This is a genomic window from Imperialibacter sp., assembly GCF_040222385.1.
Taxonomy (GTDB): Bacteria; Bacteroidota; Bacteroidia; order Cytophagales; family Cyclobacteriaceae; genus Imperialibacter.
In genome coordinates this window covers 504,793-529,397 of record NZ_JAVKDF010000022.1, presented here as the reverse complement: position 1 = coordinate 529,397, position 24,605 = coordinate 504,793, and the positions used below count along the sequence as shown (strand labels likewise).

The window sequence follows — 24,605 nt, the reverse complement described above, 5'->3', positions numbered from 1 at the left end:
AGCGGGGCAACAAGGTCAAGCCGAAGAGAATATACTTCATGGCCATTCAACTACTTTTATCCGATAACGACTCATCTTTGATACCGGCTGAGGGGAAATTTGTAGACTTCGCCACGATATGTCAGGTTTATCTCTTCTGTAGCATCTATGAACTGGATGCTGTCAAATACTGGTGCAAGTAGCAAATGGTCTTCATCAGAATAGCCGAGCCCGTATTTAGTGGTGTCGTTGTACGCTGAATAGGCCTTGTAAATAACCAGTCCTCTTTTCTCTGCTTCCTTAACTGCTGCCATCCCTGGCTCAAAATCCACCTCTTCTTCGATGGAAATAAGCACATGGCTAAACTCAAACGGGGCCGTGGCTGGCTCGTGAAAAGCCATGGAGGCATCTTCTTCGGCAGTAATAATTTTGTAGGTCGAGCCAATGACTGTTGCCGCTACGCCATTGATTGGGTGCCCCTCGCAGTCAAAATAATCGTGCTTTTCAGCTTTCGAGAGATCAAAGTAGTAGCTGCACTTACCATTTTCCCATGGTGATAGGGTTTCCCTGAAGTGCGGCTGGATAACCCTACTGTAGGTTGGATCGCTTACCCATTGGCTGGCCTGGAGGTCAAAAAGCCCATAAGCTAGTCCAAAGGGCGTGGTTGGGTCTATTTTTTCGATTGAGGCAATTGTCCCGTTCTCTGGCACAAAAAGAAAAGTGAAGGGAAAGGAACCCAGGAAATCTCCTGTCAGCTTGTAAATATGCTGATCGAAAATGCTCATCTCCAGCTGCTCTTCATCCTCGGAAAAGCAGGCAATATATACCTTGTCGCCTATCAGGGCTATATGATCAATACTTTGTTCAAATCCTGTTATGTCACCAATTTTTGAACCTTCAGTGTCAAATATGGAAAGGGATGGATTGTTGTAGACAGCAAAACCACTTGGCTCTGTTGGGAATACCGACCCTGATGTGGGCGGAATGACCTCTTTGAAGACCATCGAGTATACGCCCTTTTGGGTGTAAACACTGGACTGAGACGGTTCGTGTGCCAGGGGTTTCACTACGCCCACCTCCAAATAGGTGTCCTGCGGGAGGATGTAGACAAAGCTGGGCGGTATGAGATAGCCAGCATTGCCTGTGGTGATAATGGACGATTCCTGCACCACTTTCGTTACCTGCGTGCCAGGCTCCACAAAGCCAGCCATGTCTACCGGCTTAATCCCCAGCAATGAGTGGTGATGAATCCACTGGCCTTTGGCATAGCGCTCTATGCGATCCTCCTGCCGGTTTAAATCCTCTGAAAGCCAAAAGGCTGGCTTGATTTCAACAGCCTGCCAGGCACTGTCAGCCAGACGCAGCAGTGAAAAAGCCACTTTTTTGACTGAGGTTGTTGCATAGCCTGCGCCTTCACTGCGGACTTCTACTGCATTCTCGGCGATCAATTTACCCTCTGAATTGGTGAAAATTCTAAAGTTCTGGAATTGATCAGGAGGCACCAGCTCCCCACCGTTGGCTGCGTAAAGTCCTGCAAAATCGCCTCTTACTACATAAAAAAGATCTTTTTCCATGGTGGGGAGCACCAGGTCGTAGGCAGGGGGCACTACTACGGCCGCCTGGCTTTGGCTATATATGCCACGACTTCCTGGTTTCCCGAATCCCCAGAGTTGATCCATAGCGTAGGGCATAAGCTCCGCTGCCGGCTGCGCTTTCCTGAATTGCTTCAGCGGCCAGTTAGTTTGCGCTTGCAATGTGCCAACCAGCAAAAACGCCAACGGCCAGATGAGTGTTAGGTTTTTTAAGTTCATTGTGTTGCGTTATGGGTTGCCATTACCAGTCAACTTCTTTAAAGCCATCGTCAATTTTTCCGGATCCAGCCCCGGACTGAGCATGCCACTTGTCCTTTACATTTCCAGTGAGCTTCTCCACCTTAAACCCTGTTTCCCAATATTGCGTGATTTCTGAAACGCTATAATAGTCCTCCGACTCATTGATGATGAGTCTGCTTCCGGGAGCGGTATGAATATGAGCCATGACAAAATCGAGGTTCTTTTTGTCGTTAGCGGTGTAAGAATAAAATTTTCTCGATTCGGGTGGGTCGTTTTCAATCCCACGTGGCTCCCAGCCGGCATCGCCATACATGATTTCTACAGCGGCAGTGTGAATGACAAAGGTGTCCCGAGGGAAATACTGAATGCTTCTATCGAAAATGACCTGAATTTCCTGTCCATTGGTGCGGACTTTTAGCCAGTCAAACCGGGCAGGGTCAATCTCTGTAAAGCCCGACTTTTCAAGTTGTGCAACTGCAAGTTGTATCACCGAATCTTTCCCCAGGGCGAGTATTTTGTCCGGATCTTCGAATAGTTGGGCATGGGCAGTGACCGAGCAGGCTACGAGGAGGAGGGAGGTCAGGGTTTTCATTTGTTCGATGTTTTGATTTTCTCCCAATCCACCTCCCTGAAACCATCATCGAAGTCGTCGGGGGCAAACTCGCCGTGGCCTTCTTCACTCAGCGCTCCGCTAGTCTTGTGCCACCTATATACAGTTTCACCGCTACCGGTCGACTCAGTGATCAGGTAGCTATCGTTTTCTTCTGCAATCATCAGAGCGATTTCGTCGTGTTGCCAATCTTGCACACTGAGTACCATGGCAATTACCTCTCTGTCCGCTGCTGTGTATTCATACAAATGGATCGGAGCAAACGGGTCTTTGGGCTCTCCGTACGGCATCCAGCCAACAGCTGTACTTACCAGCTCCACCGTCGCCGTGTGTACTACAAATGTGTTCATCGGGAAATACTGGATGCTTCTGTCAAAAATCACCCTCACATCGTGGCCATCCGTTTGCACTTTCAACCAGTCGAATTGATCAGGGGCAATATCAGCAAAGCCAGCTTCCCCAAGCCGTGCAATGGCCAGCCGGACCACAGAGTCCTTGCCTAGTTCAAGCAGTTTTTCCACCGCATCTGTCCGTTGGGCGTGGGCCGCCAGTGAGACCATTGCCAACATGCTTACCATCAGCGCTTTCATCTGTATAAAATTTAATTTTAGCGGCCAGATGGAATAGCCCAAACCCTTTGAGAATGAAAATCACTTGTCTAAATGGCTCTATTCATTCCGCTGGGTGTGGTACTCCTCATGGCTATTTCATGTGTATATAATTTATTTCTCAGCGGCCACCTGTTCGCCGGTGCGATGGAATAGCTTTTACCAATTAGAATGAATATTTAGCTTTTCGATCCACTTATTCATCGTTCCACGCCGGTTCCGTTGGGTATGGTATTCCCTATGGCTATTTCATCTATTCAAGATATTGATTTTCAATGTATTATTCAATGTTACTTCAGTGCATACGACGTTGTACAAGCTTTCCTTTTTCAAACGTGAGTGTCAGCAACTCGGCATAGCTACCCGGGTGATCAGGATGAATTTCTGAATCCATTCCGTAGCGACTATTGCCAATGATTAACTCACCCGAATATTTTAATGGCACTGACAAATTTTCGTATCGGAAATAATCGTCCATAGCTTTGTCCTGTTCCGGCTTGACTCCATTGATCGCCGGGGGATAGCTTTTGAACCGGTAAAGAAATTTGTATTTCCATCCCTTTGGAGGGCCTGGTCTACAGAAAATAGTGTCCAGAAATAGCTGGCCTTTTTCAATCATATAAGTGAACAGAAACCCGGATGGATTGTCGGTTGAAGCAAAACGGCCAATAAACAGGCCCACGTCTTTCGGGCTGCTCAGGTTGAAAGGTCTCACGAGCTGATAATAATTGCCTTCGAACTGGATCAAGTTGGGCGTAATTAAAGTCATATCATTAAATTTATTCGTAAGCGTACCACCAGTCACTTCGTTTTATCACCTTGTTTTCCGTGATAAAATACAGGAAGTCGTGCCTTCCCCGCCAGTAGTAGATCAAAATGCTTTCTCCCGGTAGCAGCTTCACTATTTCAGAGGCATCCGACTGCTCATCAGGCGGACCTATCCTTTTGAACACCTCACCGTAAGGAGTTCCTTTTACACCCAATTGCTTCCCCAGCGCCTCCATCACCAGCTGCAAATCGCTTCCCCATCGGCTGTTGCACGGGCCATTTTCAAACTTTAGTGTTCTGAAAACACTACTCAAACCACTCAGCGTGATACTGTCCATTTGCTGATTTTTATCAAACAAGCTTTTGCAGTTTTCCTGTGCCATAGCGGTATATCCGGTCTGGACGATTAAAAGGATGAAGAGATTTTTTGCGTACATTATAGGTAAGATGCAGTCAGGCCAGCTATTCCATAATTCAGATCAAACTTTTTTAACCTTGTGTCAACCAGGGACGCTGTGAGGCTTTGCACTGACTAAATTAATAGACCTGGAAATATGGAAATACCACAATGTTTGCATCTTGTAGTATAAAAGCTGTCGAAGCTGATTGAGGCCATGACAGCCTGAGCACCTGTTAGTTAAATATAACAATGATTGCGCAACTTATCACCAGACTACGCTCGATAGCAGGGGTGCCGCCGACCGAACAGCGTCCCGATCCTGCTTGCCACCAAACGGTCTCAGACAAGATGTACAACTACTTCTGGACCTACTTCCGTCTGGAGGACGATGATTTTGAGCTGCCGACTGATTTCAGAGACGGCATTGACTATTTGGGCGACCAGGACGTATACTTGCCAGGAACAAAGGGAGGAGTTCTTTGGGGCGCTGAAAGCATCATTAAGCATACGCAATATTGGGCCACTCAAGACTATTATGAAGGTTCTTCTGAACGAGAGGGCTGGCTGTGCATAGGCCAGCAGGGGGAGCGGTCAATGGCCTTTTTGTGCTGCACACCCCGCAGCAACTACTTTGGGCAGGTACTTTTGGGGGTCAACAACTCTCCCTGGAACGACTACAGCGAAATGAAACTAGCTGCCGGATCTTATGAGGAGTATTTACAAAAATGCCTGACGCTATGAACATAAGACTGGCCTTTTTGATCCCCTGGCTGTTACTAAACGCTACTAATATAATGTCGCAAGCGCATGATGACACTGTTACGACAGAAGAATTGGTCTCGCAGTCGGACCTGATAGTGATCGTGAGCCGGGCGGAACCATTCACTTCGGGGACGAAGAAAAGAACGTCGCTGTGGCTTTGGAAGCCGCCGTTTGAGGTCATTTACCACCATTATGTGATCGAAAAAGTGCTTTTTCGGAGTAGCAGGGAGGAGGTGCCTGAGGTGGCGGCAGTGAATCTCAAAGTTAGAATGGCCGACTACTCACGAAAGCTCACGGTTCACAAGCTGTACTACAACAAGGGTATTCGCAAAATCCCCATCTATCAGGACTATGAAGGCGGCATAAAGCCAACCGAAGCAGCGCTGCTGATTGTTTTTTGCCAGTACAAGCCTGAGGGGAAGGTTTTCGAATATACGGTGCAGGGTGCCTGCGAAAGTGTGGAAATGGAGGAAACGATTTTGAGTTTTTTAGCAAAATGATTTTTGAAATGAAACCCTGGAGCCCAACGACCTCAGATTACAAAAGTTTGAAGCCCCGTCTTCCTGCGAGTATGATACCAGGCTGCCGAGCCGTCGGGGTAGCCATTATCCGCCGAAACTTTTGTAGTCTCTGCAACTGATCGAATTTGTCGTCGTTTGGCATGTGTCCCGACACAAGCCGAGGCATTCATAAAACCTTTAAAAGGGTTTGGACGCTGAGTCTTCATCAATAGTGAGTTCAAAGCCAATATTTGAGGATGGCTGGACGACCTCAGACTACAAAAGTTTGTAGCCCCGTCTTCCTGTAGGTTTGATACCCTGTTGCCTACCCATCGGGACAGGCAGTATCAGCCGAAACTTTTGTAGTCTCTGTGACAGAACGAATTTGTCGTCGTTTGGCATGTGTCCAGACTTAAGCCGAGGCATTCACAAAACCTTTAAAAGGGTTTGGACGCTGAGCCTTCATCAATGGTGAGTTCAAAGCCATTATTTGAGGATGGCTGGACGACCTCAGACTACAAAAGTTTGTAGCCCCACATTCCTGCGAATTGAATACCCGGCTGCCGACCCATCAGCGCCGCTGGTATCACTCGGAACTTTTGTAGTCTCTGTGACAGAACGAACTCGTCGTCCCTCAGCAAGTATCCCGATACAGGCCAAGGCATTCACAAAACTTTTTGGCGCCTTCACGAAGGATATCGGGCCACCTACAAAAGCTAGCCGTTGACTGCCAGCATTTTCCCTTTCTTAGTGGTTTTTAAACTAATCCCCTACCACCATGAAAGCCTTAAAAGCTCTCCTTTTAAGTTTCCTGTTTTTAACTGTTGCCTGCCAGCAGCAAAGCGAAACACCGGAGCCCCTCGACTACGGCTACCTGTCGCTCAACCTATCCCTCACCATCACCTCCGAACCAGCCAACGGCAGAACCCTGGCGGTGAATACCGACGATTTCCGGGTCACTATCTTCGCCGCTGACGGCACCGAAGTGATGGTCTTCGATCCCTTTTCGTCGGCTCCGGCGGAAGTATCACTGCCGACGGGCGAATACTATGTAGAGGCCCACAGCAACAACCTGGTGGATGCCGCTTTCGAAAATCCCTACTATTTCGGCCGATCCGACAACTTTACCATCGACAAGGAGGAACTCAAATCCATCGACATTGAAGCTGAACTGGCTAATACCAAAGTGGCGATCAACTATTCAGCGAATGTGGTGAACACGTTCCACAGCTACACCGGCACGGTAACAGTAGTAAGCAGCGGAGCCAGCCTTTTCTACGCCCAGGGCGAAACGAGAGAAGGCTATTTTTTAACCTCTCCGTTCGATATTGAAGTGAACCTGAGCTACACCAAACTGGACGGCACCACCATCGACCGCACGTTCACAGCTTCGATTGCCGATCCTCAGCCGAAGACTTTGTACAATATCAATGTGGATGCTACGCTGGAAGATGGAAAGATTGTCTTCAATATCATCGTGGATGAAGGTTTTGATACAGTAGATATTGATTTGGGAGATGCGACAGGCAACCCAAATGCCAATTGGGCGCCGGGAGATGAATGGATCGATGAAAGGGACGGTGAAGCCTATGGCACAGTGGAAATTGGTAGCCAGGTATGGATGAACGAAAACCTGCGGGCAGTCGCCTATCCTGATGGTGAGCCGATCCCAGAAGTGCAGGCCGATGCTGTCTGGTGGCCGAGTTTAAATACGCCGGCATACAGCTGGCTTTACAATGACAAGGCGACTTATGAAAAACCGTATGGAGCCTATTATAACTATTATGTCATCGAGCACAAAGAGCTTTGCCCGGCCGGATGGCATATGCCAACCATTCAAGACTGGACAGATTTGGAGAGTTTTGTCGTCAACGATGGCTACCCAGGCTCGGTGGGAGAAGCCCTGAAGACAACTTCAGGCTGGGCCAACAACAACAATGGTACAAATGCGTTCGGATTCTCGGCTGTAGCCGCTGGCTACAGAGGCCCCACTTTTGGCTACGTAGGAGAAATTGCCTATTGGTGGATCGCTCCAGATGCCTACTATACGGGCCCTTATTCATCCGGCATTACCGCTGATTTCTTTCCCTGGGGTGACTATACATACGGGGTTGGTCTTAACGTTCGCTGTATCAAAGAGTAGGTGCTGCAAGGGACGCTGAGCCTTCATCAATAGTGAGTTCAAAGCCATTATTTGAGGATGGCTGGACGACCTCAGACTACAAAAGTTTGTAGCCCCGTCTTCCTGCGGGTTTGATACCCTGCTGCCTACCCATCGGGGCAGCCAGTATCCGCCGAAACTTTTGTAGTCTCTGTGACAGAACGAATTTGCTTTCCCTCAGCGTCTCCCACAAAGAATGCTGAGTTTTAAGCCAATGCCAATGCCATATTTATTACCCTTTCAACCACCTAAACTGGCCTGATTTCCGTATATTCATACATACAAGAGCCATTTCACCTTATTTTTTGCTCCGTTTCCACTCAGCCCTTAGCAAGCCCGTTTGCTGCGCACCACTCACTACTTTTGCTGCGCACCACTCACTATGTCTGGTGCGCACCACAGCCTCCTGATAAGCGCTTGTCTCACCTCCGATAAGGCGTTGTCTCAGGTCTTTTAACGCCTTTACTGTATATGTGATAAGGGCTTAACAGGTAGTGACGTAAAGGCTTATCACCTACCCAGATAAGGGCTTCACTGCTATTGAGACAAAGGCTTGTCAGGAAGTGGGATAACGTAGGAAGCTATTCAGTGCATGTGCGAAGAGATGGCGATTACCTGTTTAGCTATGAAGTGAGGGTGGAAAGTTGCCTGTCGGATGCTGTATAAAAGCTTTTACAACATATCCAGAGAGACTACAGTGTTCTGATGATGGATCGAATCCGAAATAAAATGGAAAACACATTGACAGCTAGGCTGGTACAATTGGATTATTTTGTATTAATTTTAGTAAATGGACAATTCTAACTGGACAGATTCAATCCAAGGATTTCTTGACTTTGAGAAGCCAAAATGGCCAAAGCAAAGTGTATTTCCTTTGAATGTCCCAGATCAGAACAGAAAAGTTGGAAATGTTCTAGAGGGAGATTTGAGTGAATCGACCGAGTGTATTATCATAACAGGATTTACTTCTTTGATAAGAATTATTGAATGGTTCGGTACAGACAAGTTTCCAAACTTGAGAGCTATTAAGATTCTTCTTGGAAATGATCCAATCGTCAGAAAACGGAACAAATATCCATTCGGGTATATTGATCTAAATCTCAGAGACTATTGGATACAAAAGGGTGTTTCACTCTATCTAGGCTCTTCAGTACTGAATGTTATCGAAAGAATTGAAAGAGGCGATATAAATATTAAATTCAAGAAGAGGGCTCATGCTAAAATATATGTTGGAAAGCATCATGCGCTTTTAGGATCTTCGAATTTCAGTAAATCGGGGCTTGAGGATCAAATTGAAGCAAATATAAGGGAGTCGGCAGAAGGGAAGTATGAGGAGATAAAAGGACTCGCCGAATTGATTTACCATGAAGGTGCGCAACATAATGAAGAAATAGTATCCCTTCTGAAAGAGCTACTCGCAGATGTAACCTGGCAAGAAGCTTTGGCGAGAGCGATCGCAGAAGTGCTGGAAGGGAGGTGGTTCTCTGATAATAATGATTTCTTCGAAAAGCTGTCTTCAAAGAAATTTTGGCCCACTCAGTATGAGGGGCTGATTGAGGCGATTAATATATTAATTGATAAAGGAAATGTGCTTATAGCTGACCCTACTGGGTCTGGAAAGACAAAAATGTGTTCGGCTATCATAATTTCGTTCATCTACTGGCTTTGGCAAATAGGTGAAAAATTCAGTTCAAATCTTCTGATTTTTTCACCACCAATTGTTAAGTCAAATTGGGAACAGGAGCTAAGGAGCCTTGATTTTTTGAATTACACTTTTCGTTCCTTGGGGATTCTAAGCAATGCCTCAGAGGATAATTTGAAAGATATTCTTACCGAATTGAGTTTGGCTAACCTACTAGTCGTAGACGAGGCCCACAACCTTTTGAATCCAATTTCAAAAAGGAGTAAAAAGCTTGCTTCTAACAAAGCGGATTATAAAATTTTGATCACCGCTACTCCGGTAAATAAGCGATTGGAGGATCTTTTGAGAATGATAGAATTGCTTGATGTCGACAATCTTAGCGATGAAGATTTTGATTTTTTCAAAGAAATTAAAGAGAATCGTTTTGAGGCCGCCAACAAGGACGAAAGAGATAGGCTGAAGGGGTTTATTGACAATTTTCTAGTTCGAAGGACAAAAACAGAGCTGAACCAGATCATATTTAGAGACCCGGACAAGTATAGAAACAAAGCCGGCAGGAAATGTAGGTTCCCTGATGCCGAGAACCCTGTCTACAATACTGGAGAAACTAATAAAGATAAGATTATAGCAGAGGATATTTCGGTTCTGGCGACCAAATTGAGAGGCGTGAACTTTTTGACTCATTTTGAACCTGCCCATTACCTCGTTAATAATGAAAAGGACAAGGATAGGTATATCAAACAAAGGCTTGAAGCGGCGAAAAGCTTGGCTATATACAATATTAGAGCTTGCCTTCGATCTTCAAAGCCTGCACTTATAGAATACCTTCAAGGAACTGAAAAAGCAAAGACAGATTACGATTTAGATACCAATAAGGATCTAACGGGGAATGTAGTTGAGACGATCACTCAGTTGATCGACAAGCTTCCAGAGAAGAATTTCATTAGCAACAGTTTTCCTTCTTGGTTACTGAATCAAGAAGAATATAATCAAGCATGTAAAGAAGAGATTTCTATTTATCAAGACATCATTTCACAACTCAATGAAATGAGCTCCCAGCGAGAAAGGTCGAAAGTTGGGGAGATTCGAGGGCTCTTGAAAACGCACAACATTGTTATAGCGTTTGACTCAAAGCTTATAACGTTAGACTATTTGAATAGCATTCTTCTTGAAGAGGATAGTAGTATTAAAACGTACATAGCAACTGGTTCCAACAAAACGATTGTGGAGAAGGTACTTCGAGTATGTGAACTAGGGTCTAGTCATAAGAATACGGTGGTTTTCTGCTCCGACAAGATGTCTGAGGGCGTAAATCTTCAAGCAGCGTCTGCCTTGGTTCTACTTGATCTTCCTTCCGTTGTTCGGTTAATTGAACAGCGAATAGGTAGGATTGACCGGATGGATACAAATCACGATGTAATTAATATTCTTTGGCCCAATGACAGCGACGAATTTTCATTAAAAGGGGATCGCAGGCTTATAAATACAGCAGTCTTTGTTGATGCGACAATTGGTGGGAATTTTGAACTACCCTCAGAGTTACGGGATAAACACTTTCAGAATGTCGATAGCATTGAGACAATCAAAAAGGAATTGGAAGAAAATAAAGGAGAGAAAGGATGGGAAGGATCTCACAATTTTTTTAAGCCAATTCAAGACCTGAAAAGTAGTCTCCTCGATGATGAGGTTTATTTTCAGGTAAAAGATGTTCAAGCTCAAGTAAAGACGAGAGTATCCTTTTACCAATCCGATACCGATTGGTGTTTTATCTGCACGAGGGGGAGCATAAAGGAATCTCCTAAATGGCTTTTCTTGGAAAAAAATAAGGCACCAATCAATAATTTTATCGGAGTTGCGTCAAAGCTCAGTACATATTTGCCATTTGTTGAGTCGGAGAGACTAGCGTGGAATCAGACAATCCTGGATGCATTTCTCAAGGATTTTAGAGAACGAGAAAGGTACCTTTTGCCAGAAAAAAAGAAAAGAGCCTTAGACGTGGTTAAATTTATTCTTACTCAAAGAGAACACAAAACGAGAAAACCTCTCAATAAAAAGGTGAATCAGCTGATTAGAAGGAACTTAAGTTTGCTTAACCCGTCAATTAAAGGAGAAATAACAGACTATCACGCACTAGCGGATTTGTGGATTCAGTTTTTGCAGAAGTATCTCGACAAGAAAAGGGATAGAAGAGGTAATAGGAGAAAGGCTTTCAACCTAAATAGCCTCAAGGAAGACTGGAATAAGATTAATATCCCGGTTGGGGTTCTTCAGCACATTCTGGACAATTGCGCCAAAACTGAAAGTATTGATAACAAGATAGCAGCGTGTATAATCGGAGTTTCTCGAGGATCAAATAAAGGATGAGCTAATGGCCGGTAGAATAAAATATTTTGATCACATGACTGCCTTAAGAGGGAGAGTGCTGTTCTATTTTGGCTTCTCAGCCTACTGAAAACAACCATCATATTTTTTTTCCTCCAAGTTTGATCAACTCTTCGATCAAATAGTGCATCATCGTGCAAGGACATTTTTGGTGGTTATGGAGTCTGTCAATTCTAAACTTATTTTCCAATATTTTTGCTCGGCGAATTGCTTCTTTTGTACGAGGAATAAGCTCAGGTCGTACTATGTTTCTAAAATTATTAATGCTTTTGAAATCCTTTTTATAATTATAGGAAGCATGGGCAAGTACTTTTTTTAGGTCTTCATTCGGCGACGGAATGTTTCTGAAAACTTCCGTTAATTTGTCATAATATGTCTCTCTAAAACATCCGTCCGAATCGTTATCGTCTACGTCGTCGAAATGAAGAAGAACCCATAACTCAAAAGAATCGTTGCTCCATGCCACTCTTATGCCTTTACTCTCCGCTAAAGATATTGATTCATCGAAATCGATATTCTCCTTATCTATAAGAGGAGCGTCTTTACCTTTGTCCCTGTCAAAAACACACCAAACTTGGGTTTCATTTCCAGAGACCATTAGAACACCGTTTATCGAATCCGTCAACCCATTCTCTTTGCAATGATGAACCGCTTTTAATACATGCGTCATCATGCTTTTTTGCTCCTTAACAAGGTTGATTTTTATCTTTTCTGTTTCAAAGAACTTGAGATACTCCGGCTCGCTAACTTTATCTTCACAAAAAATAATAAATGTAGGAAGTGAATCAGGAGTCCTAGAATCTGAAGGTTTAATGTCCCAGGGTTCATTCATTGGCTTCGTTGTTTCCGGTGATATAATTACTTAAAATAGGCAACGCACCATAGTATCCTGCCAAGTATTGTTTTGCAAAATCGGCATCATTTCTAACTCCCTTTAAATCCGCCAAGGAGTATAACCTCGTTGAATTATCATCATTTTTTTCAGTTAAATAGAATTGATCTCTTCTCATAATCCCAGGATCCATCAAATTAGTATCATGGCTTGTGAATAAAAGCTGTGAACTACTTTTGTTTACTGCGGGGTCATTGAATAGTTTGATAAATCCTATCAGAAGATATGGGTGAAAATTTCGATCAATTTCGTCCAAGATGATAAAGGCCGGTTGTTTCAAACTAAAAGCCCTCAAAAGCAATCCAGTTAAATCAAATAGTTTCTGTGTTCCAGAGGACTCATTTTTTGAAAGATTTAAACTTCGTTCTTCTTTTGCACCGCTTTGACTAGAGTAGTTCTTAGAGAAAGATATTTTGTTTTGCGGGAAAATATCCTTTTTTAAAGAATCCTCATCTTCTTGGACAATGATATCATCGTAATTCAGGTTAAACGATGATAGCAATTCGAGGAACTTTCTTTTTTCACCATCTTTTCTCAAATGGGAGATCGACAGCCATCTGAATCTTTCGTGATCACTATCCAGGTTGGAAACAACAAATGCCCTTAGATAATCTCTAATACTTTGGCATGCACCATCTTTGTCAAATGCTGCTGCATGAGTGAGGTACAAAGTATGCTTATAAGGGAGTTCTGGGATTTTTTCTTTATTTGGCAGCCTATCATTTTTAACGTTTTGGTGCTTCCTAGTGAATAGTTCCACTATGTTTTTTTCTTTTGGACCAAATAGCCATTCACTCGTTACAATTTCAGCATTCGACTTGTCACCAGTCCTCTCAAGTGAGTCTGCTAAATTTTTTTTAACTGTTAGACCATAACGATATTTTTTTTCATTCAAAATCAAAACAATTTGGAAGAAGGACTCAGTGAATTGGAAGTCTTCTTGAAAGTAAAATGGGTCGCTGATTGAATTCATTCCAGATTCCGAACTTGCTTCTTTAGTAACGACCTTCACGAAATAGTCTAAGGCTTTAATAATATTCGTTTTGCCACTTGCATTTGCTCCATAGATTCCAAGAGTCTTAAATAAATGGTTTCCCCCATCCACGGTGATGTTATTCCGATCTATTTCGGAATATTTTTCAGCACTCTTTAGCCCAGTCGATGCAAAACTTATCGTTTGCACATCATTAATAGACCGGAAATTTTTCACACTGAACTCAACTATCATTTTTCTTTGAATTTGAAAATTTTGCGCAAATTTATATTAAAAGCTATTGGTAAAGACATTTCTTGACTGGCAATCTTAAATAATTTTGCAAATAGAACAACTTTGTAGGAGGTATTCATGCAATTTAAACATTACCTGTGCTAATAATTCCGGAAACTCATTACATTTTGGCTAAAGGGGCTCAAGACCATAAGCAAGAGGGAACAGATGTTCGCTCAAACCCAGCTACTCCTAGCACAGAACCCTGGTCGGAGACTTTGGCTCGTACCATTGATCTCCAGCTTGTAGATGGCAGGTGCTAATGCGGAGAATGCCTCCAGCCACCCACCCAAAGCCAACATTTCCCTTTCACTCCTCCTAAAATAACCCTATCTTTAACATTATCCCTCTAACTAAACTACCGATGGCAATTTTCAAACTAACGATTAACGGACAACAAAAGCAGGTGGATGTAGACCCCGCTACGCCCATGCTGTGGGTGCTGCGGGACAACCTCGACCTGGTAGGCACCAAGTTTGGCTGCGGCATTGCCCAGTGCGGCGCTTGCACCATCCATGTGAATGGCGCCGCCACCCGCTCGTGCCAGCTGCCTGTGTCGGCCGTAGGCGACAACAAAATCACCACCATTGAAGGCCTTTCCGAAAACGGAGACCACCCCGTGCAGCAAGCATGGCTGCAGCACGATGTGCCCCAATGCGGCTACTGCCAGGCAGGCCAGATCATGACCGCCTCAGCGCTGCTGGCGGCCAATCCCAAGCCCACCGATGAAGAAATAGAATCGGCCATGAATGGCAACATCTGCCGCTGCGGCACCTATGTTCGGATCAAAGCCGCCGTGAAAACTGCCTCAACACTCTAAAAACATCAGCTTATGACTTTAATAAGGACGAAATTTGGCAGAAGATCATTTCTGAAGACCTCGGCAGCCGCCGGTGGTGGACTGATGATCGGTTTTAGCTGGCTCACCCGGTGCTCGCCGGTGTCGGAGCCGCTGGTGGCCGTGCCCAACGAGTGGTTTAAAATCAACGGCTACATCAAAATTGGCGATACTGGCCTGGTCACCATCTTCAACCCCAATCCGGAGATAGGCCAGAACGTGATGACCTCCATGCCCATGATTGTGGCCGAGGAGCTGGACGTAGCCTGGGACCATGTGGTGGTAGAACAAGGCATGCTCGATGAGGATGCCTTTAAAAATCCGCAGTTTGCAGGGGGCAGTTTGTCCATTATGCTGGGCTGGGATGCCCTGCGCATGGCCGGAGCCACTGGCCGCAGGATGCTGCTGGAAGCCGCCGCCAAAGAGTGGGGCGTAAAGGTTGAAGACCTGACAGCCAGTAATGGAATCATCAAAGAAATCAAGGGAACGAGAACGATAGGATACGGCGAAATCGCTTCCAAGGCAGTGGGCATAGAAGTGCCCGAAGAAATAGCGCTGAAAGAACCCAAGGACTACAAACTGCTGGGCACCGCCCAGAAGAACGTGGAAGGCCCGAAAATTGTGACGGGCAAGCCCCTGTTCGGCATCGACTTCAAAAAAGAAGGCATGCTGTTGGCCATGATTGAGCATCCACCGGCATTTGGCATGAAGGTGAAGGACTTCAACGTGGACGAAATCAAGGCGATGGATGGCGTGAGGGACGCTTTCATCATCGACACCACCATACCCGAGCCAGCCTGGTCGGACGTGAATGCATTCAATAACCTGATCGCCATAGTGGGCGACTCCACCTGGCAGCTGATGAAGGCCAAGAAGGCGCTCAAAGCCAATTGGGAAACGGTGACCGAGCCGGAAAACACTGCCATGCATGTGCAGCGCCTGAAAGACACGCTGAAAGACGGCGAAGTAGGCGGCAGCAGAAAAGACGGAGATACGGAGGCTGCTTTTGCCTCGGCCGCCAAAGTGATTGAGCGGACGTATACGTCGCCATTCCTTGCTCACGCCACCATGGAGCCCATGAACTTCTACGCCAACGTGACGGCCGACGGAGCGGAGCTGGCAGGGCCTACACAGACGCCGAAGGCGCTGGAAGACTCAGTGGCCAAGCTGCTGGGAATGCCTGCAGAGAAGATTACGGTGCAAATGACCCGCATAGGCGGTGGCTTTGGCCGCAGGCTGTATGTGCACTTTGGGTTGGAGGCAGCGGCGATCTCCAAACAAATGGGAGCGCCCATCAAGATGATTTACACCCGGGAAGACGACATGACCCAGGGCACCTACCGACCAGCCTACCGCTCCACGTACAAAGCTGGCCTGGATGAAAACAACAACCTGATTGCCTTTTCGGTAAGAGGAGCGGGGCTGCCAGAAGGCCCGGTGTTCCCCAACAGGTTCCCTGCGGGCTCGGTGCCCAACTACACAGCCGAAAGCATTGGCTCAACGACGAACATTTCCACAGGAGCCTGGCGGGCACCAAGGTCGCACTTTACAGCAGGAGCGGAGCAGTCCTTCCTCGACGAGGTGGCAGAGCTGGCGGGTAAAGATCCCATCGACTTCCGGTTGGAGCTGTTTGATAAGGCCATTGCCAGTCCGGTAGGTGAAAAATACGAATACGACGCCGAGCGCTACGCCGGTGTGCTGAAAATGGTGAAGGGGAAAGCCAACTGGGGCGTGGAAACGCCCGGCGTATTCCGCGGTGTGGCGGCGTATTTCTGCCACAACTCTTACGTGGCCCAGGTCATGGACGTGGTGATGGAAGATAACCAGCCCAAGGTGAAAAAGGTATGGTGCGCTGTGGATTGCGGTATCTTGATCAACAAAGAGGGAGCCGTCAACATCATTCAGGGCGGTGTGGTCGATGGCATTGGCCATGCGCTCTACAGCGAGCTGACGTTCGAAAACGGGGCGTCGGTGCACAAGAACTTCAATACCTACCAGCTGATCAGGCACAGTCAGGCGCCAGAGGAGATTGAGGTTTTCTTTGTGGAGAACGAGATCAGCCCGACAGGACTGGGTGAGCCAGGTTTGCCTCCTGCCATAGGGGCATTGGCCAGCGCTCTGTACAAAGCAACGGGCAAGCGGTACTACCACACGCCTTTCAGCACCGCCGATCAAACGCCGGAGAAGATTGAGGTGATGTAGGGGGGCATCAACCAGAAAACAAAAGGTGATCGGGAGGTCACCTTTTTTGTTGGGGGGCATTTGCGAAGTGGGAGGACGTGCAATGGGTGGTTGAGACTCCGAATTAATACACGCTAGCACAAACTCATCGGTTATTGCGAAGGAGTTACATAGTTATCAATTGTGAGTAGTGCATTCCAGCGACTGAAGCAATCTGCCTGTTACGAAGCTAAATCGTGGACTTGCGTACTATGGGTGCCCTGCTCCAGAACGGGCTAGAACGGCGACTAGGATCGATTTTCTCTCAAGGTTTCTGCACATTTCTTAATTTCTGTCCCACTAAAGGTTAGCTTTTTGCCCTCAAGCCGGACTGGCTGTTACCGCATCGGCGGACCGTTTTTCTTGCCGTTCCCGGATGGGACAAAAAGTAACCCGCTTCGGCGGCGGTTCGCCGAGCGACCGAAAAGTCAACGAAAAATTAACGCACAAGCCAAGAGCCCGCACCCAGCCACCATTTTTCGCCCACCCGCCTGGTAGGGCGTTGCGTCTTATTAAGATTTCGTGACAGATAAAGTTATTGTTGCGAAAACTGGAAATGGCAGAGTGGGCAGTCGTTCCGAAGTGAAATCGTCGCCTTGCGCCCTTTAGGTTTCCCCGATCGGGCCGGGGTAGATGGCAGTTAGGAGCAAGCTTTCTTGGCTCGAAGATACAATTGCTGACTACAATCAATTGCCGACGGGGGTGGTCAACGCTTTAGAGCCGCTCCGCTAACACCAAATTAAAGAGGTCACTATTTGCTTTGTGGCAGAGTGACCTCTTTAATCGTTTCGACTTACTCTTGTGATGATCGGACTTACGTCATTCGAAATTCGATTTGAAAGCAAAAAATTGTTTATTTGTAAAAAGACATGGTTATGGCAACTGCAACAGTCAGGGAATCACTTCATCATCTAATTGACAGTATCGAAGATGAAGAATTGCTTCACGCTTACCTGAAAATCATTGAAAAGGCACTTCCAGTGGCCAGTGATCCCATAGTAGGATATACAACAAAAGGGGAAGCAATTACAAAGTCAAAACTTGTTCAACGGGCACGGGAGGCTTCCAAACGGGTAAAGTCTGGAGAATACACTTCCCAGGAAGACTTGGAAAAAGAATCGGAAAATTGGTAAAGAAAAACCGTCTGCCTGTTAGGTGGGATAGTCAAGCAGTTGACTCGTTACGGGATATTTATGAATACATAAAAGAAGATTCTACGTCAGCCGCTCATAAGGTTAGAAAGGCATTGTTGTCGCTTGCCAAAAGTTTGGGAACCTTTCCAGAAAAATATGCAAGAGAGCCAAACCTGATCAACGAACCGGAAAATTATAGATCGGCCAGCAAGTGGAGTTACAAACTCATTTATGAGGTGACAGAAACGGAGGTGATCATTGTTATGGTGTTCCATACAAGCCAGCATCCTGGAAAAATCAAGAAGAAAATTAAGTAGTCTTAATTTGCAGAGTTGCCTTGTTGTGACTGAAAGCGGTTAGCCTAATTTACCACCCCAACTCCCTCCAAAGTTTATTACCTTCACACCTTCCTATGAAAAGACGAGAGTGGGCGAATTTTCCGTTTCATCCCGGGAAGTGGCCCTTTTTTTACGGATGGATGATCCTCCTTTGGGGATCACTCGGCATCGTGATGAGCATCCCCGGCCAAACCATGGGCGTGTCGGTATTCACCGACTCGCTGCTGGGGAGCCTGCATATCAGCCGGGATGAGCTGAGCTTCGCTTACATGCTTGGCACCATCGGCAGCTCCTTTATGCTGCCCTGGGCAGGCCGGCTGTACGACCGCCTGGGCGTGCGCCCCACGGCTGTGGCTGCCGCTATTGGGCTTGGGCTGATCCTCGTTTGGCTCAGCAATATCGACGGACTGCTGTCGGGCTGGATCGCCGCACAAGCCACTACCGCCATCGTCATCACGTTGTTTGCCACCTTTCTGCTGCTGCGCTTTTTCGGGCAGGGTGTGCTCACCATCGTGTCCCGCAACATGATGGTTCAGTGGTTCGATCAGCGCCGTGGATTCGCCACAGGCTTTAGCAATGTATTCGTGTCGCTGGCCTTTTCTATCTCTCCACTTTTCCTTTTCACCCTCATCGAGGCCTATACCTGGGAAGGAGCCTGGCTGGTGATGGCGCTGCTGGTCGGCTTGGCGTTTCCTGTCGTGATTATCGTGTTTTTCCGCAATCGACCTGAAGACAGCGGCCTGTTACCTGATGGCCGCTCGCCGGGGAAGGAGGTTGCCACATCTGCCAAAAAGAAAAAGATCCTTTTCCCGGTGATCAAAGAGTTTACCGCTGCTGAAGCTATTCGCAACTTCCCTTTCTGGGTCTTTGCCCTTATGATGGCGATGCAGGCATTGTATTTCACGGGCTTCACTTTTCATGTGATGTCCGTTTTTGCGGAGGCCGGGCTGCCCGATACCATGGCCATCACCATCTTCCAGCCCGTGGCCATCATCGCCGTGGTGGTTACGCTGGTGGCGAGCAGCGTCAGCGACCACATTCCGCTCAAATACCTGCTATACTTCAAAGGAGGGGGAGCCTGCCTGGGCATCCTTGGCGTGATCTTCCTGGGCACTACCAGCTGGGGCTACTACCTGATCATTATTGGCAATGGTTTCATGACAGGCCTCTATGCCGTACTGGCCACCGTCACCTGGCCAAGGTACTATGGCCGTACTCACCTGGGTGCCATCAGCGGCCAGGCCATGATGATGATCGTTTTCGGCAGTGCCCTCGGGCCAATGCTGTTCAGCCGTTCGTTGTCGTACTTCGGCACCTACAATGTGAGTGGCTGGGTGTGCTTTGCGGTGTACTTTACGCTGACCATACTGGCCTTTTGGGCAGACAACCCGCAGAAGGTGCTGGCGGAGAAAGATGCAAGTATGAGAACAAACCATTAGGCTAACCAGGTAGAGTTCCCTGAAGAGTCTGAGGTAAGAATAAATGATTGTAAGCAACACTGGTGCTTCAACTTTGCCCGGATGAATTTTTTTTGTACCTTTTTACATGCTAGTCTCGTGAGAAACCTGGCCTGACATGTTATCTAACAGCAGCGAAAAATTCGAAACTTATGAAAAAGAACAGCCGACTTGCCACTGGGATAGCCATGGGCATAGCCATTGGCACTGCCATAGGTGCCGCAACAGATAACTTGGGTTTGTGGATTGCACTGGGTGTCGCCATGGGTGCCGCCATCGGGCAGTCGCTCATGAAAAAAGAAAGCGAAGAAAGTACCGACGACTAGCAGCCTTGTTTGTATTGCCCCTACTCCGAAGCAGGTAGCTTTGCCTGTTCTCTTTTCTCACACCTCTGTAAATGAGCCATCAAATTAACAGCCAGCCACTCATCAAAACCGGCTTCCTCAAGGTTGAAAATCCGATACTTTAGCAGCTCATTAATCCTGATTTCAACCGATTACCAAACAACTTATGAAGAAGATATTCCAGCTGGCATTCCTGCTATCCATTTTAGTGGCACAGGTGGTCGTTGCACAAGATGACGCCATCGTAGATAAAATCGTTGCTGAAGGCACCGACAATTCTCAACTCGAAGTGTTGGGCCATCAATTGATGGACGTGATCGGGCCACGCCTGGTGGGCACACCACAAATGAAAGCAGCCAACGATTGGGCGGTGAAGACCTATGCTGGCTGGGGCATTACTGCCGAAAATGAGGAGTGGGGCAAATGGAAAGGCTGGGAGAGAGGCATTACGCATATCGATATGGTATCGCCACGGGTGGCGACGCTGCATGGCACGCAGCTGGCCTGGAGCCCGCCCACACCAAAGAAGGGGACTACTGCAGGGCTGATCACCTTGCCGGAAGTGGCAGATGCCGAGGCTTTCACGAAATGGCTGCCCAGTGTCAAAGGCAAATTTGTCATGGTATCGATGCTTGAACCCACAGGCCGCCCCGATTACAACTGGGAAGAGTTTGCCACCGAAGAGTCCTTCGGGAAAATGAAGAAGGAGCGGGAAGTGCAGACAGACAAGTGGAATCAAAACATAAAAAACACAGGCTACACAACCCGCAATATCAACGAAGCGCTGGAAGCTGCTGGTGCCGTTGGCATTGTGCAGTCGAGGTGGTCGAAAGGCTTTGGTGCTAACAAGATTTTTGGAGCCAATACCAAGGCCATTCCGGTAGTGGACTTGTCGCTTGAAGATTATGGGATGCTCTACCGCATGGTGGAGAAAGGCGATGCGCCTGTGATCAAAGTGGTGGCAGAATCTAAGGACCTGGGCACCGTGCCCACGTTCAATACCATTGCCACTATACCCGGCTCGGAGCTTCCAAATGAATATGTGATGCTTTCCGCTCACTTCGATTCATGGGACGGCGGCACAGGTGCTACCGACAATGGCACCGGCACCCTAACCATGATGGAAGCTGCTCGCATTCTCAAAAAAGTGTACCCTAATCCCAAACGCACCATCATCATTGGCCACTGGGCCAGCGAAGAGCAGGGGCTAAATGGTTCAAGGGCTTTTGTGGAAGACCATCCGGACATCGTAGAAAACTTACAAGCTCTTTTTAATCAGGACAACGGCACAGGCAGGGTAGTAAACATTTCCGGCCAGGGCTTCCTTCATTCGTACGACTACATCACCCGCTGGTTGGAGGCTGTGCCTAAGCAGTTTAAAAATGAAATTGAAACTACCTTTCCCGGCACTCCTGGTGGCGGCGGTTCCGACTATGCTTCTTTTGTAGCGGCAGGCGCTCCAGGCTTTTCTCTTAGCTCGCTTAGCTGGAGTTATGGCAACTATACGTGGCACACTAACCTCGACACCTACGACAAGATCGTGTTCGATGATGTGCGCAATAACGCCATCCTGACGGCTATTCTGGCCTACCAGGCCAGTGAAGATCCGGAAAGGACTTCCCGGGAAAAATCAGTGCTTCACCTCAGCCCCCGGACAGGCGAGCCGATGACCTGGCCTGAGCCAAGGTCGCCAAACAGGGATGGGGGGAATTGAAAGATGTTGAATTTGAAGTATTCTTGCTGATAACTGCACAGGGTATAGTTGTGAGGAATTGGCCTCGCCAGAGCCAGAAGGTTCAACGGTAACGAGAACATCAGTTTAAAGCTGTTTGATTTCGACAACTTCCATGTATTTGTTAAAGCCTCTTGTTCTCCGGTTGTTTTTTATGGTGTAAGGAAATTATCGGAGTACAACTGGTTTTTTATAGCTGCGAGAGTTAATCCCCTCGCTATCATTCAGTTCCAATCAATGCATTTGTTTCGATAGAATGTCGTTAATTAGGTTTATCATACAGTTGCGAGTAGTTAAGAATTTAATCCTAAATTTGTAGCATAAAACCACTAGGCGATGCATTTAGAATTTGAAAAACCCATAGTAGATTTAGAGGCGAAGCTGAACGAAATGAAGAGGCTGGCTTCTGACAATGGGGTGGACGTGACTGACGCAGTTCACAAGCTCGAAGACAAGATCATTAGATTGAAAGAAGAGACGTTTACCAATTTGACCAGGTGGCAAAGAGTTCAGCTGTCGAGACACCCCGACCGCCCCTACACCCTTGACTACATCTACGAAATAACGAACGAATTTATAGAGTTGCACGGAGACAGAGCCGTGAGTGACGACAAAGCCATGATAGGCGGACTGGGCGAAATGGACGGGCAATCGGTCATGTTCATTGGTCAGCAGAAAGGTCGCAACACCAAGCAGCGCCAGATGAGAAACTTCGGTATGGCCAATCCTGATGGCTATCGCAAGGCGCTCAGGCTGATGAAAACAGCAGAAAAGTTCAATGTGCCCATCATCACCTTTATCGACACCCCCGGGGCCTTTCCTGGGCTGGAAGCTGAAGAGAGAGGACAGGGAGAGGCCATTGCCAGGAACCTGAAAGAAATGATGACGCTAAAAGTACCTGTGATATGTATCGTCATAGGTGAGGGGGCATCTGGCGGAGCGCTGGGTATTGGTATTGGAGATAGGGTGCTGATGCTGGAAAATTCGTGGTATTCTGTGATTTCGCCGGAAAACTGCTCAGCCATTCTATGGCGCACATGGGATTATAAAGAGCAGGCGGCTGATGCATTGAAACTGACGGCAAAAGATATGCTGGGCGTGAACCTGGTCGATGGCATTATTAAGGAGCCCCTTGGCGGTGCGCATACCGACATGAAGTCGGCGGCAGCTGAAATAAAGAAAGTGATTTTTGCTGAGTTGAAAAAGCTTCAAAAGATGTCTGCTGAAGAAAGAATTAGCTCCCGCATCGACAAATTTTGTGCGATGGGTGTCGTGTCTGAGTAGCGATCGGCAAACTCGTTAAAAGTATACCGGCCTAGTGCCGGTTTTTTGTTAAAGGAGGCGTCATGAAAACAGGTTTGGCTTTATCGGGGGGAGGCGCAAGGGGCATTGCTCACCTTGGGGTAGTGAAAGCGATGTTGGAAAAAGGCATTCACTTTGACGTGATTTCGGGTACATCTGCAGGTGCCGTGGCCGGCTTGTTCCTGGCCAAAGGCTATTCTCCCGACGAAGCCCTTGAAATCTTCACCAAAACAAGCGTGTATAAATTTCTCATGCCGGCCATCAACATAAGAGGCCTGTTCAAAATAGGGAGCGTGGAGGCAATTCTCAAACCCTATTTCGGTGGTGCAAATTTTGCCGACCTTGAAACACCTTTTTACGTGTCGGCCACTAACGTGAGAACAGGAAAAATACGGGTGTTTTCAGAAGGAGACCTGGTGCGTCCCGTGCTGGCGTCGTGCTGTATCCCGGTGGTGTATGAGCCAATGGCCATTGGCGATGAGTTGTACATGGATGGGGGCGTGGTCAACAACCTGCCTGTGGAACCATTGCTGGGCAATGTCGACAGAATTGTCGGCGTTCATTGCAATCCTATTTCTGACCAATACCTGGGGCGCAATATGCGGCGCCTGATGGAAAGAAGCCTGCTGCTGGCCATCAACGAGAATGTGGCGGCACGTAAGCCCAAATGCGATTTGTTCATTGAGCCAACAGAGCTCAAAAACTTTCATGTGTTCGACTTCAGAAAAGCGAAACAGATTTTTCAGGTTGGTTACGACTATGCTTCCGACCTTCTTTCCAACAAATCTGTGTTGTCGAAGTTAAAGCAGGACGTATCTTGAAAATATAAACAACATCTGACCTGATGAGAGCTGTTTTTAGATTTCTGTTTTGGCTTTTGGGCTGGGAAGCCATAGGTACCAAACCTACGGATAAGAAGTTCATCATTGTAGTAGCGCCTCATACCAGCTTCTGGGACTTTTTTGTTGGCGTGGCTGCTCGTTCCATTTTTCGGCTTGATACTAAATATTTGGGCAAAAAAGAGCTCTTCTGGTTTCCACTCAGTGTTTTTCTTCGGTTGCTGGGCGGTTATCCTGTCGACAGAACCAATGCCGCCGGCCTTGTCGAGTCGGTGGTAGACCTGTTTGACTCGAAGGAGGCATTCTCCATTGCACTGGCGCCGGAAGGTACCAGAAAGAAAGTGGACAAGCTTAAGACAGGATTTTGGAGGATTGCCAAAGCTGCCAATATCCCGATTGTTTTGGTAAGCTTTGATTTTAAGCGAAGAAGAGTAGAAATGCTTGAGCCTTTTATGCCGGGAGACATGGAAACGGACATGGAGCGAATCATGGCCTACTACAAGGGAATCACGGGGAAGCGGCCCTGGCAGGATTTAAGATAACACAGTGTCTTTGCTGTTTTTGTTTCTGAAAAGCGTTTCTGGAGCATCAGCATCAAC

At 47.0% G+C, this 24,605-nt stretch carries 21 protein-coding genes; 14 read left to right on the top strand and 7 right to left on the bottom strand.

Annotated elements, in window-relative coordinates; genetic code table 11:
* Window positions 1–71: 71 nt before the first annotated feature.
* The 5 genes from RIG68_RS09835 to RIG68_RS09815 form a co-directional block, all read right to left on the bottom strand.
* Window positions 72–1,790, bottom strand: a complete 1,719-nt coding sequence (locus RIG68_RS09835) for a hypothetical protein (protein ID WP_350121700.1) — start codon at window positions 1,788–1,790, stop codon at window positions 72–74.
* Window positions 1,791–1,812: 22 nt separating this feature from the next.
* Window positions 1,813–2,403 (bottom strand): hypothetical protein, encoded by a 591-nt coding sequence (locus tag RIG68_RS09830; RefSeq protein ID WP_350121698.1) that lies wholly within the window; start codon window positions 2,401–2,403, stop codon window positions 1,813–1,815.
* Entirely contained in the window at window positions 2,400–3,011 is a 612-nt protein-coding gene (locus tag RIG68_RS09825) for a hypothetical protein (RefSeq protein WP_350121696.1), read from the bottom strand. The genes RIG68_RS09830 and RIG68_RS09825 overlap by 4 nt, the downstream gene beginning before the upstream one ends.
* 313 nt (window positions 3,012–3,324) lie before the next feature.
* The gene (locus tag RIG68_RS09820) at window positions 3,325–3,798 is read right to left on the bottom strand and encodes a hypothetical protein (RefSeq protein ID WP_350121694.1); all 474 of its coding nucleotides are present in this window, start codon (window positions 3,796–3,798) and stop codon (window positions 3,325–3,327) included.
* 10 nt (window positions 3,799–3,808) lie between these two features.
* The gene (locus RIG68_RS09815; protein WP_350121692.1) at window positions 3,809–4,135 is read right to left on the bottom strand and encodes a hypothetical protein; all 327 of its coding nucleotides are present in this window, start codon (window positions 4,133–4,135) and stop codon (window positions 3,809–3,811) included.
* Between the two features lie 311 nt (window positions 4,136–4,446).
* Between RIG68_RS09815 and RIG68_RS09810 the strand changes: the two genes are divergently transcribed.
* The 4 genes from RIG68_RS09810 (at window position 4,447) to RIG68_RS09795 (ending at window position 11,626) form a co-directional block, all read left to right on the top strand.
* Entirely contained in the window at window positions 4,447–4,938 is a 492-nt protein-coding gene (locus RIG68_RS09810; RefSeq protein WP_350121690.1) for a hypothetical protein, read from the top strand.
* On the top strand, window positions 4,935–5,459 hold the full coding sequence (locus RIG68_RS09805) for a hypothetical protein (protein WP_350121688.1): 525 nt from the start codon (window positions 4,935–4,937) through the stop codon (window positions 5,457–5,459). The genes RIG68_RS09810 and RIG68_RS09805 overlap by 4 nt, the downstream gene beginning before the upstream one ends.
* 778 nt (window positions 5,460–6,237) lie before the next feature.
* Complete coding sequence (locus RIG68_RS09800) at window positions 6,238–7,602, top strand: FISUMP domain-containing protein (RefSeq protein ID WP_350121686.1); 1,365 nt, start codon at window positions 6,238–6,240, stop codon at window positions 7,600–7,602.
* An 808-nt stretch (window positions 7,603–8,410) separates the two neighbouring features.
* The gene (locus tag RIG68_RS09795) at window positions 8,411–11,626 is read left to right on the top strand and encodes an SNF2-related protein (protein WP_350121684.1); all 3,216 of its coding nucleotides are present in this window, start codon (window positions 8,411–8,413) and stop codon (window positions 11,624–11,626) included.
* Between the two features lie 97 nt (window positions 11,627–11,723).
* Here the strand turns inward: RIG68_RS09795 and RIG68_RS09790 are convergent, their stop codons facing one another.
* Together RIG68_RS09790 and RIG68_RS09785 are read right to left on the bottom strand one after the other, a co-directional pair.
* Window positions 11,724–12,476 (bottom strand): RloB family protein, encoded by a 753-nt coding sequence (locus RIG68_RS09790; protein ID WP_350121682.1) that lies wholly within the window; start codon window positions 12,474–12,476, stop codon window positions 11,724–11,726.
* Window positions 12,469–13,764, bottom strand: coding sequence for an AAA family ATPase (locus RIG68_RS09785; protein ID WP_350121680.1), 1,296 nt, complete (start codon window positions 13,762–13,764; stop codon window positions 12,469–12,471). The genes RIG68_RS09790 and RIG68_RS09785 overlap by 8 nt, the downstream gene beginning before the upstream one ends.
* Before the next feature lie 403 nt (window positions 13,765–14,167).
* Between RIG68_RS09785 and RIG68_RS09780 the strand changes: the two genes are divergently transcribed.
* From RIG68_RS09780 to RIG68_RS09735, 10 genes are all read left to right on the top strand, one after another.
* Window positions 14,168–14,623: a (2Fe-2S)-binding protein gene (locus tag RIG68_RS09780; protein ID WP_350121678.1), complete on the top strand. Its 456-nt coding sequence runs from the start codon at window positions 14,168–14,170 to the stop codon at window positions 14,621–14,623.
* A gap of 12 nt (window positions 14,624–14,635) precedes the next feature.
* The gene (locus RIG68_RS09775; RefSeq protein WP_350121676.1) at window positions 14,636–16,843 is read left to right on the top strand and encodes a xanthine dehydrogenase family protein molybdopterin-binding subunit; all 2,208 of its coding nucleotides are present in this window, start codon (window positions 14,636–14,638) and stop codon (window positions 16,841–16,843) included.
* An 893-nt stretch (window positions 16,844–17,736) separates the two neighbouring features.
* Window positions 17,737–17,994 carry a hypothetical protein gene (locus RIG68_RS09770; RefSeq protein WP_350078100.1) on the top strand — a complete coding sequence of 86 codons (258 nt, stop codon included), beginning with the start codon at window positions 17,737–17,739 and terminating at the stop codon, window positions 17,992–17,994.
* Complete coding sequence (locus tag RIG68_RS09765) at window positions 17,988–18,311, top strand: type II toxin-antitoxin system RelE/ParE family toxin (protein WP_350078102.1); 324 nt, start codon at window positions 17,988–17,990, stop codon at window positions 18,309–18,311. The genes RIG68_RS09770 and RIG68_RS09765 overlap by 7 nt, the downstream gene beginning before the upstream one ends.
* A gap of 95 nt (window positions 18,312–18,406) precedes the next feature.
* Window positions 18,407–19,771 (top strand): MFS transporter, encoded by a 1,365-nt coding sequence (locus RIG68_RS09760; RefSeq protein WP_350121673.1) that lies wholly within the window; start codon window positions 18,407–18,409, stop codon window positions 19,769–19,771.
* Window positions 19,772–19,941: 170 nt separating this feature from the next.
* The gene (locus tag RIG68_RS09755) at window positions 19,942–20,115 is read left to right on the top strand and encodes a glycine zipper domain-containing protein (RefSeq protein WP_350078112.1); all 174 of its coding nucleotides are present in this window, start codon (window positions 19,942–19,944) and stop codon (window positions 20,113–20,115) included.
* Between the two features lie 184 nt (window positions 20,116–20,299).
* On the top strand, window positions 20,300–21,847 hold the full coding sequence (locus RIG68_RS09750) for a M20/M25/M40 family metallo-hydrolase (RefSeq protein ID WP_350121671.1): 1,548 nt from the start codon (window positions 20,300–20,302) through the stop codon (window positions 21,845–21,847).
* A 354-nt stretch (window positions 21,848–22,201) separates the two neighbouring features.
* A complete protein-coding gene (locus tag RIG68_RS09745; protein ID WP_151996491.1) occupies window positions 22,202–23,149 on the top strand; it encodes an acetyl-CoA carboxylase carboxyltransferase subunit alpha in 948 nt (315 codons plus the stop codon).
* 62 nt (window positions 23,150–23,211) lie between these two features.
* Entirely contained in the window at window positions 23,212–23,988 is a 777-nt protein-coding gene (locus tag RIG68_RS09740) for a patatin-like phospholipase family protein (protein ID WP_350121669.1), read from the top strand.
* 23 nt (window positions 23,989–24,011) lie between these two features.
* Window positions 24,012–24,548 (top strand): 1-acyl-sn-glycerol-3-phosphate acyltransferase, encoded by a 537-nt coding sequence (locus tag RIG68_RS09735; RefSeq protein WP_350078120.1) that lies wholly within the window; start codon window positions 24,012–24,014, stop codon window positions 24,546–24,548.
* Window positions 24,549–24,605 lie beyond the last annotated feature (57 nt).